This window comes from Pseudoalteromonas sp. 5Ae-yellow (assembly GCF_014077565.1).
Lineage (GTDB): Bacteria > Pseudomonadota > Gammaproteobacteria > Enterobacterales > Alteromonadaceae > Pseudoalteromonas.
Genome location: NZ_JACGWD010000195.1, coordinates 1 through 277, shown reverse-complemented (window position 1 = coordinate 277; position 277 = coordinate 1). Strand labels below are relative to the sequence as shown.

General features: G+C 35.4%; 1 rRNA gene. It reads right to left on the bottom strand.

The window, feature by feature from the left end:
- Positions 1-210: 210 nt before the first annotated feature.
- Positions 211-277: ribosomal RNA gene (locus H4J63_RS19940) — 16S ribosomal RNA — on the bottom strand; the annotation flags it as partial.

Below are 277 nucleotides of genomic sequence, written 5' to 3'. Positions count from 1 at the left end.
TCATATGAGTTAACTAAATGGCACTGAATGGTACTGCTACCATTCTTTTTTACTTTTGAAAACTCTTGATAAATACAATGTATCTATCAGAATTTTATTATCAGCTTTTCCAAATTTTTAAAGAGCATATTAATTAGTTATCCCAAAGGGACAAGCACTAATTAACAATCATCTGTGTGGACACTACGAACAAATAAGTTCTAAATCGTATAAGGAGGTGATCCAGCCCCAGGTTCCCCTAGGGCTACCTTGTTACGACTTCACCCCAGTCATGAAT